This window comes from Corallococcus sp. CA047B (genome assembly GCF_003612065.1).
Lineage (GTDB): Bacteria > Myxococcota > Myxococcia > Myxococcales > Myxococcaceae > Corallococcus > Corallococcus praedator.
Window position 1 is genome coordinate 19,940 of the sequence record NZ_RAWD01000107.1, and the last position, 7,970, is coordinate 27,909.

Below are 7,970 nucleotides of genomic sequence, written 5' to 3' on the forward strand. Positions count from 1 at the left end.
GCCAACCGGATCCACGTGCAGGGCAGTTCGGGGGGACACCGGTGCCAGGTGTGGGAAGGACGGGACTCTGTATGGGTGGATCTCGATGGGCGACGGTGGTGGTGGCCTTGGCAACGTTGGTGTGGACGGCCTGTGAGCGGCCGGCCTCACACCAGGCACGCACGGGGTTCGCCGCGCGGCCGGAGCTGCTGGAGTTCGGAGCGTCCGCGCTGGGCCGCACCAAGGCGATGAAGCTGCGGCTGGCGAACCAGGGCCGCGCGTCCTACCGGGTGGAGGGGGCGCGCTCCACGCTGCCCAACGTCAGCGTTCCCTCCTTCGAACCCTTCACGCTGTCCGCGGGCGCGGAGCAGGAGATCGAAGTGCGCTTCACGCCCGACGTGGAGGGCGACATCCAGGGACAACTGGAGGTCCTCACCGACGCGTCCGGGGAGGCGGTGGCCCAGGTGCCCGTCACCGGGCGCGGCGTGAAGGCGCTGGTGGAGGTGACGGAGACGGCGCTCGACTTCGGCAACGTGAACCTGGGGCTGGTGGAGATGCGCGAGGTGACGGTGCGCAATCCCTCCGACGTGGAGAGCCCGCTGGTGCTGTCGGTGCAGGGCACGGACGCGGATCAGTTCTCCGCGGGGGCGGGGCTGCCGTCGGTGCTCGCGCCGCATGAGACGCGCAAGGTGCCGGTGGCCTTCAGCCCGGTGCGGCTGGGCGCGTCCGAGGCGGCCCTGCACATCACGGTGTGCGAGGGCTGCGAGCCCGCGGTGGTGACGCTCACCGGCACGGGCGTCGCCAGCATGCTGGAGGTGACGCCGCTGCGCGTGGACTTCGGCCGGGTGGCCGTGGGCGCCACCGCGGAGGCGCGCATCACCGTGCGCAACCAGGGGACAGAACCGCTCAGCTACAAGGGCGCGGCGCTCCTGGAGGACCCGTCCGGCGTGTTCAGGGTCGTGAGCGCGCCGGTGCTGTCCAATGACCTGCTGCCGCCGGGCGCGGTGGTGGAGGTGCGCGTGGCCTTCACGCCGGTGGCCTCCGGCAAGGTGAAGGACGGCCGCGTGGAGGTGGCCGTGCGCAAGACGGACACCACGTCGCCGGGGCCCAAGGTGTCGCTCGCGGGCGAGGGCGGCGCGTCGTGCGTGGAGGTGACGCCCGCGCGGCTGAACTTCGGTCAGGTGGCCTTCGGCATGACGGCCACGCGTGAGGTCACGGTGCACAACCACTGCCGCGACGAGGCGGCCGTCACCGGGCTTGCACTCACCACGAAGACGGGCGGCTACTTCACGCTGGCGCAGCCGCCGGCCAGCCTGCCCGTGGCCCCTGGAGGCACCGTCAAGGTGGGGCTGACCTTCAGCCCCCGCGTGGGCATCACCGGCCAGAGCGACGGGCAGCTCACCGTCACCACGTCGTACAACGGCGCCCTCGCGACGGAGGGCGTGCAACTGGTCGGTGAGGGCAGGGACTTCCCGCCGTGTGTGTATGCATTGCCCGCGACGCTGGACTTCGGCCAGGTGCCGGTGGGCTCGCGCGTGGCGCTGGGCGTGACGTTGCGCAACACCGGCACGGAGTCCTGCTACCTGTCCGCCCTTCAGCTCGCGTCGGGCTCCGACGGGGCCTTCCAGGCGGAGCCGGTGGGCAACGCGGTGCTGGCGCCCGGCAAGAAGGCGACGCTCGTCGTGCGCTTCCAGCCGGATGAGGAGGGGGCCTTCCACGGGCTCGCCGAAGGGTGGGTGAGCCATCCGACGCTGGGCCATCCGATGGTGTCCCTGTCCGGCCAGGGCGTGCGCGGGTGCTTCTCCGTGCAGCCCACCACGGTGGACTTCGGCATCAGCCGCTTGTCGTGCGGCGCGCGCACCCGCGAGTTCATGGCCTACAACGACTGTCCGGCGGCGGTGAAGGTGTCCGGCCTGAAGCTGGAGCAGCCGGGCCAGGAGTTCGCGGTGACGGGGCCGCTGCCGGCCACGCTTCAGCCGGGGGCCCGGGTGAAGCTCACCGCGAAGTACACGCCCGCGGAAGAGGGCGACGACGCGGCGACGGTGCGCTTCACGCTGGCGGATGGCTCCGTCTACAACGCGGGCCTGCTGGCGCGGGCCATCTCGAAGACGGAGCAGACCGACCGCTTCTTCCAGGAGGCGGAGGCGAAGGTGGACGTGCTCTTCGTCATCGACAACTCGGGGTCCATGATGGAGGAGCAGCAGAGCCTGGGGGAGAACTTCTCCGCCTTCCTCTCCGCCGCCACCGCCGCGCAGGTGGACTACCGCATCGGCGTGACGACCACCGGCCTGGACCCCTCTCCGGGCGGCTGGTCCGAGTGCCCCGGCGGCGCGTTGGGCGGTGAGAACGGACGCCTGTACCCGGTGGACGGCTCCAGCCCGCGCATCATCACGCCCCAGACGCCCAACGCGGCCAGCGTCTTCGCCTTCAACACCCACGTGGGCGTGTGCCATTGGAACGAGCAGGGCCTGGACGCGGCGTGGAGAGCGCTGTCGGATCCGCTGCTCTACAACCTGGATGATCCGCGCACGCCGCAGCCGTCGGACGGCAACGGGGGCTTCCTGCGCGAGGACGCGAAGCTGGCCATCATCGCGCTGTCGGACGAGGAGGACTTCAGCTCCCAGCCGGTGTCCTTCTATGAGACGTACTTCCTGGCCCTCAAGGGCAACGACCCCGCGAAGGTGAGCTTCAACGCGGTGGTGGGCCCGGCGGACCTCTCCACCTGCACCACCGCCAGCAGCTCCGGCAACCGCTACATGGAGCTGGCGCAGAAGCTGGGGGGCGTGGTGGACAGCATCTGCACGCCCAACTGGGCCGCGTCGCTGGAGAAGCTGTCGGAGAGCGCCTTCGGGGCCAACCGCAACTTCCCCCTGTCGCAGAAGCCCTCCGACGCCGGGGCCATCACCGTCCGGGTGGAAGGCACCCCCGCGGTGGGCGGCTGGGGCTACGAGGCGCGCACCAACGCGGTCGTCTTCGACCGGCAGCGCGCCCCTCCGCCCGGGGCCCTGGTGGAGATCACCTATCCGCTGGGCTGCCCGTAGGCCCCCGTCGGCTCCCCGTCGGCTCCCCGTCGGCTCGGAGACCAGCCATTCGTCCGTCACCGGGCAGACGTGGGGGCGGGTGACTCGACAGCGCGGGACGGGAGGCTTTGAGTTGGGACATGCCGCAGGACTCCCTCCTCGTCGCCGCGCTGGGTGACATCCATGGACGCTTCCACCGGGTGGAGGCCTGGCTGGACGCGCTGGAAGAGGCGCGCGGCCGCCCGGTGGATCTGGTGCTGGCGGTGGGGGACGTGGAGGCCTTCCGCCGGGCGGACGACCACAAGCGCAAGGCCGCCAAGCGGGCCATGCCCGCGGAGTTCGCCGGGTACGCGGACGGCCTGCGCAGCATGAAGCGGCCGCTGTACTTCATTGGCGGCAACAACGAGGACTTCGAGGCGCTGCACGACCTGCCCGACGGCGGCGAGCTGGCCCCGAACGTCCACTACCTGGGCCGCGCGGGCCTGCGGGAGCTGCGCGGCCTGCGCGTGGCGTACCTGTCCGGCATCCACGCGCCGCGCTTCATCGACCAGCCACTGAAGCGGCCCACGTCGCTGGATACGGCGAAGCAGGCGGGCTACTTCCGCACCGCGGAGGTGGAGCAGGTGGCCGCGCTCAAGGACGTGGACCTGCTGCTCGTGCACGAGTGGCCCCGGGGCATCGTGCAGAAGGCCCGCGAGGAGCGGCTGGCCCCGGAGCGGCCGCTGCCCTCGCCGTGGATTGGCAACCCGGTGACGCGCAAGCTGGTGGACGGGGTGCACCCGCGCTGGGTGCTCTGTGGCCACTCGCACAAGCCGTTCGCCGTCTCGATGGAGGCCCAGGGGCGCACGCAGTCGCGCGTGGCGTGCCTGGATCAGGCGGCGAAGCCCGACACCGCCGTCTTCTGGCTGGAGTTCGAGGGCCGGGAGGCCCAGCGCGCCGGCTGGGGCGTGAGCGGCGCCGTCGCGTGGCAGGTGGGGCAGCGCTGGGGGCTGCACACGCTGCCCCCGCTGGTGGAGTCCGGCGATGGCGACGGGCCGGGCAGCGCGTCCCACGACGACAACGCTACAGCTTGACGACCTCCACGCCCCGGCGCGGCAGCTCCACGCGGAACTCCGTGTAGGGGCCGGTGCCGGAGAGCACCTCCACGCCGCCCTGATGGGCCTGGATGATCTGCTGGACGATGTAGAGCCCCAGGCCCAGGCCCTCGCCCCGGCCGCGGTTCTGCTGGCCGCCCCGGAACGGGTCGAAGAGGAAGGGCAGCAGGCGGCCCGGGATGACGCCCACGTTGGTGACGGTGAAGCGCAGGGCGTCGTCCTTCGTGCCGTCCACGCGGATGCGCACGGGCTCCGCGGTGCCACCGTGCTGGAGCGCGTTGCCAATCAGGTTGGAGGCCACCTGCGCCAGCCGGTCCGCGTCCCAGTCCCCCACGAGGTTGCCGTCCTGCTGCACCTCGATGGTGTGCTGGGGCCACGCCGTCTGGTGCTCCTGCACCATGCGCTGCACCAGCTGGCCGAAGTCCGTCTCCCCCCGGCGCAGCGGGATGCCGCCCGCGAGCCTGGCGCGCGCCAGGTCCAGCACGTCTTCAATCATCCGGCCCATGCGCTTGCCGGCGGTGAGCATGCGGCCCGCCGTCTTCTGCACGGTCTCGTCCTCCGAGCGGCGCTGGAGCAGGTCCGCCGCGGTGAGGATGGCGGAGAGGGGGTTGCGCAGGTCGTGGCCCAGGACAGCGGTGAACATCTCGTTGAGGCGCAGCGTCTCCGCCAGCGTGTCCAGCTGTTCGGCCAGCTGCTGCTTCTGCCGGTGGATCTGGAAGAAGACGCCCGCCTTGCTGCGCAGCACGTACGGATCCAACGGCTTGTAGAGGAAGTCCACCGCGCCCGCGTCGTAGCCCTTGAACATGCGGCGGGGGTCGCCCGCGCCCGCGGTGACGAAGATGATGGGCACGTCGCGCGTGCGCTCCGAGCCGCGCATCAGCTCCGCCAGCTCGAAGCCGTCCATGTCCGGCATCTGCACGTCCAGGAGCGCGAGCGCGAACTCGTGCTGGAGCAGCAGCTCCAGGGCCTGCGCGCCGGACGGGGCGCAGTACACCTCCACGTCGTCACGCCGCAGCATGGCGGACAGCGCCAGGAGGTTCTCCTCCAGGTCATCGACGAGCAGGCACTTCACCCGGGAGGACACGCCCTGGGACTCCTTTCTGGGGAGGACATCAGAGCGCACCGGCACCTCCCCACGCCCTCAGGACGGCGGGCATCTGTTCAAGAGGCAGCACGAAGTCCACCGGCCCCCGCGCGAGCGCCTCCGCGGGCATGGTGGCCACGAGCGCGGTGGCCGGCGCCTGCACCAGCGTGGCGCCGCCCGCCTCGCGCACCGAGGCCAGCCCCCTGGCCCCGTCCGCGTTCGCGCCCGACAGGATGATGCCCCCCAGGCGCCCGCCGTAGACGGCCGCGGCGGATTCGAAGAGTACGTCGATGGCGGGGCGGGAGAAGTGCACCGGCGCGTCCTGCGACAGCGCCAGCGTCGGGCCGGGCACGCCCGCGTCCACGAGCAGGTGGTAGTCCGGGGGCGCGAAGTAGACGGTGCCCGGCTGGATGGGCTCCTTGTCGGTGGCCTCGTGCACCGGCAGGGCGCACCGCGCGGAGAACACCTCCACCAGCAGGCTGGGGCGCTCCCGGGGCAGGTGCAGGACGATGAGCAGCGCGGGCCGGAAGTCCCGGGGCAGCATGGGCAGGAGGGTGGACAGCGCATCCACGCCCCCCGCGGACGCGCCGACGACGATGGCATCGACGCGGCCGGGAGGCGGCACTCGGGAGTTTCGCGAGGCGGTCATGGGCGGCGGCTCCTCTCGCGTTTCTGGTACAGCCGGTCCTCGGGGACGACCGGGGCGAAGTCCGCCTCGTGCGCGGAGAAGCGCAGGGACTCGCGGGCCCCCAGGCCCAGGAATCCCTTGTGACAGAGCGAGTCGCGGAACAGGCCCAGCGCCCGCTCCTGCAGCTCGCGGCTGAAGTAGATGAGCACATTGCGGCACGACAGGAGCTGCACCTCGGCGAACACGCTGTCGGTGGCCAGGCTGTGGTCCGAGAAGACGATGTGGGACTTGAGTGAACGGTCGAACACCGCGCTGCCGTACGCGGCCGTGTAGTAGTCCGACAGCGACGTGCGCGCGCCCGAAAGCTGGTGGTTCTGGGTGAACGCCGCGATGCGGTCCACCGCGTACAGGCCCGCCTCCGCGCGCTGGAGCGCGGTGGGGTTGATGTCCGTGGCGTAGATGAGCGTGCGCTCCAACAGGCCCTCCTCGCGCAGCAGGATGGCGAGCGACCAGGCTTCCTCGCCGGTGCTGCAGCCGGCGATCCACACCTTGAGGGACGGGTAGGTGCGCAGCACCGGCACGACTTGTTCGCGCAGGGCGCGGAAGTAGGACGGGTCCCGGAACAGCTCGCTCACCTGCACCGTGAGGTAGTCCAGCAGTGAGGGGAAGAGGGTGGGCTCGTGCAGCACCCGGTCCTGGAGCTGGGACAGGGTGGCGCAGTCGAAGTGCTCCGCGGCCTGCGCCAGCCGGCGCTTGAGCGACGACACCGCGTAGCTCCGGAAGTCGTAGTGGTACTTGAGGTAGACAGCGTCGAGCAGCAGGCGCAGCTCGATGTCGAAGTCCTTCGACGCCACGTCGAGCATGCGGGGCCTCATCCCTTGGGCATCCACACGCGCAGCAGCGACAGGAGCTTCTCCACGTCGAGCGGCTTGGCGATGTAGTCATTGGCGCCCGCCTGGAGGCACTTCTCCTGGTCGTCGCGCATGGCCTTCGCGGTGAGGGCGATGATGGGCAGCTTCTGCCACTCGGAGCGCTTGCGGATCTCCCGCGTGGCGGTGAGGCCGTCCATCTCCGGCATCATGACGTCCATCAGCACCAGGTCCACCGCGAGCCGTGGCTGGGCCAGGCTCTTCGTCAGCAGGGCCAGGGCCTCCTTGCCGTTGCGGGCGATCTCCACCTTCGCGCCCCGGGGCTCCAGCACGCTGGAGAGGGCGAAGATGTTCCGCACGTCGTCCTCCACCACCAGGATGCGCCGGCCGTCCAGCGTGGACTCGCGGTCGCGCGCCGTCTGCAGCATGCGCTGGCGCTCCGGCGGCAGGCGCGACTCCACCTGGTGCAGGAACAACGTCACCTCGTCCAACAGGCGCTCCGGGGAGCGCACGCCCTTGATGATGATGGAGCGCGAGAAGCGCCGCAGGCGCTGCTCCTCGTCCCGGCTGAGCGACTTGCCGGTGTAGACGATGACGGGCGGGAAGGACACGTCCTCGTGGGCGGCCATCTGCTCCAGCAATTCAAAGCCGCTCAGGTCCGGCAGGTGCAGGTCCATCACCATGCACTCGAAGGTGTGCTCGCGGAGCTGCTGGAGCGCGTCGTGCGCGGTGGCCACGCCCTGAATCCGCACCTCCTCGTTCTCCAGCAGCTTCTGGATGCTCTCGCGCTGGCGGGTGTCGTCCTCCAGCACCAGCACGCGGCGCACGCCCGGCGTGAACTTCGTCTCCAGCTTGCGGAACACGTCCAGCAACTGTTCGTGCTGCACGGGCTTGAGCGCGTAGCCCACCGCGCCCAACTCCAGCGCTTCGCGGGTCTGGTCCAGCGCGGACAGCATGTGCACGGGGATGTGGCGCGTGCGCGGGTTGCGCTTGAGCTGATCCAACACCGTGAGGCCGGAGTGGTCCGGCAAGTGGATGTCCAGGAGGATGGCGCTGGGCTGGTAGCCCTCGGCGGCCTTGAGGCCGTCCGCGCCGGTGTGGGCCAGCAGGCACAGGAAGCCCAGCTCCCGCGCCTGGTCGCGCAGCACGGCGGCGAAGAGCGCGTCGTCCTCCACCACCAGCAGGGTGCGCGAGCCGGGGGTGACGCGCTCGCGGTCATCCTCCAGGCCCGCCACGGGCGGAGGCAGCGAGGCGGGCGTCGGTGCCGGTGGGGCGACGGGCAGCGTGTGGGGGGGC

The 7,970-nt window shown here is 71.2% G+C and carries 6 protein-coding genes; 2 read left to right on the top strand and 4 right to left on the bottom strand.

Annotated features, from left to right (window positions below):
- Nucleotides 1-71: 71 nt before the first annotated feature.
- Nucleotides 72-3,020, top strand: a complete 2,949-nt coding sequence (locus tag D7X74_RS18185) for a choice-of-anchor D domain-containing protein (RefSeq protein ID WP_120534229.1) — start codon at nucleotides 72-74, stop codon at nucleotides 3,018-3,020.
- Between the two features lie 119 nt (nucleotides 3,021-3,139).
- A complete protein-coding gene (locus tag D7X74_RS18190) occupies nucleotides 3,140-4,072 on the top strand; it encodes a metallophosphoesterase (protein ID WP_120534230.1) in 933 nt (310 codons plus the stop codon).
- Here D7X74_RS18190 and D7X74_RS18195 read toward each other — a convergent pair.
- The 4 genes from D7X74_RS18195 to D7X74_RS18210 form a co-directional block, all read right to left on the bottom strand.
- On the bottom strand, nucleotides 4,062-5,177 hold the full coding sequence (locus D7X74_RS18195; protein ID WP_120534235.1) for a hybrid sensor histidine kinase/response regulator: 1,116 nt from the start codon (nucleotides 5,175-5,177) through the stop codon (nucleotides 4,062-4,064). The genes D7X74_RS18190 and D7X74_RS18195 overlap by 11 nt on opposite strands.
- 28 nt (nucleotides 5,178-5,205) lie before the next feature.
- Complete coding sequence (locus tag D7X74_RS18200; protein ID WP_120534231.1) at nucleotides 5,206-5,826, bottom strand: chemotaxis protein CheB; 621 nt, start codon at nucleotides 5,824-5,826, stop codon at nucleotides 5,206-5,208.
- Nucleotides 5,823-6,680: a protein-glutamate O-methyltransferase CheR gene (locus D7X74_RS18205; RefSeq protein WP_233595715.1), complete on the bottom strand. Its 858-nt coding sequence runs from the start codon at nucleotides 6,678-6,680 to the stop codon at nucleotides 5,823-5,825. Before D7X74_RS18205 ends, D7X74_RS18200 begins: the two co-directional genes overlap by 4 nt.
- Nucleotides 6,677-7,970, bottom strand: a 1,294-nt coding sequence (locus D7X74_RS18210) for a response regulator (protein ID WP_120534236.1), incomplete at its 5' end; no start/stop codon positions are given. The genes D7X74_RS18205 and D7X74_RS18210, both read right to left, overlap by 4 nt.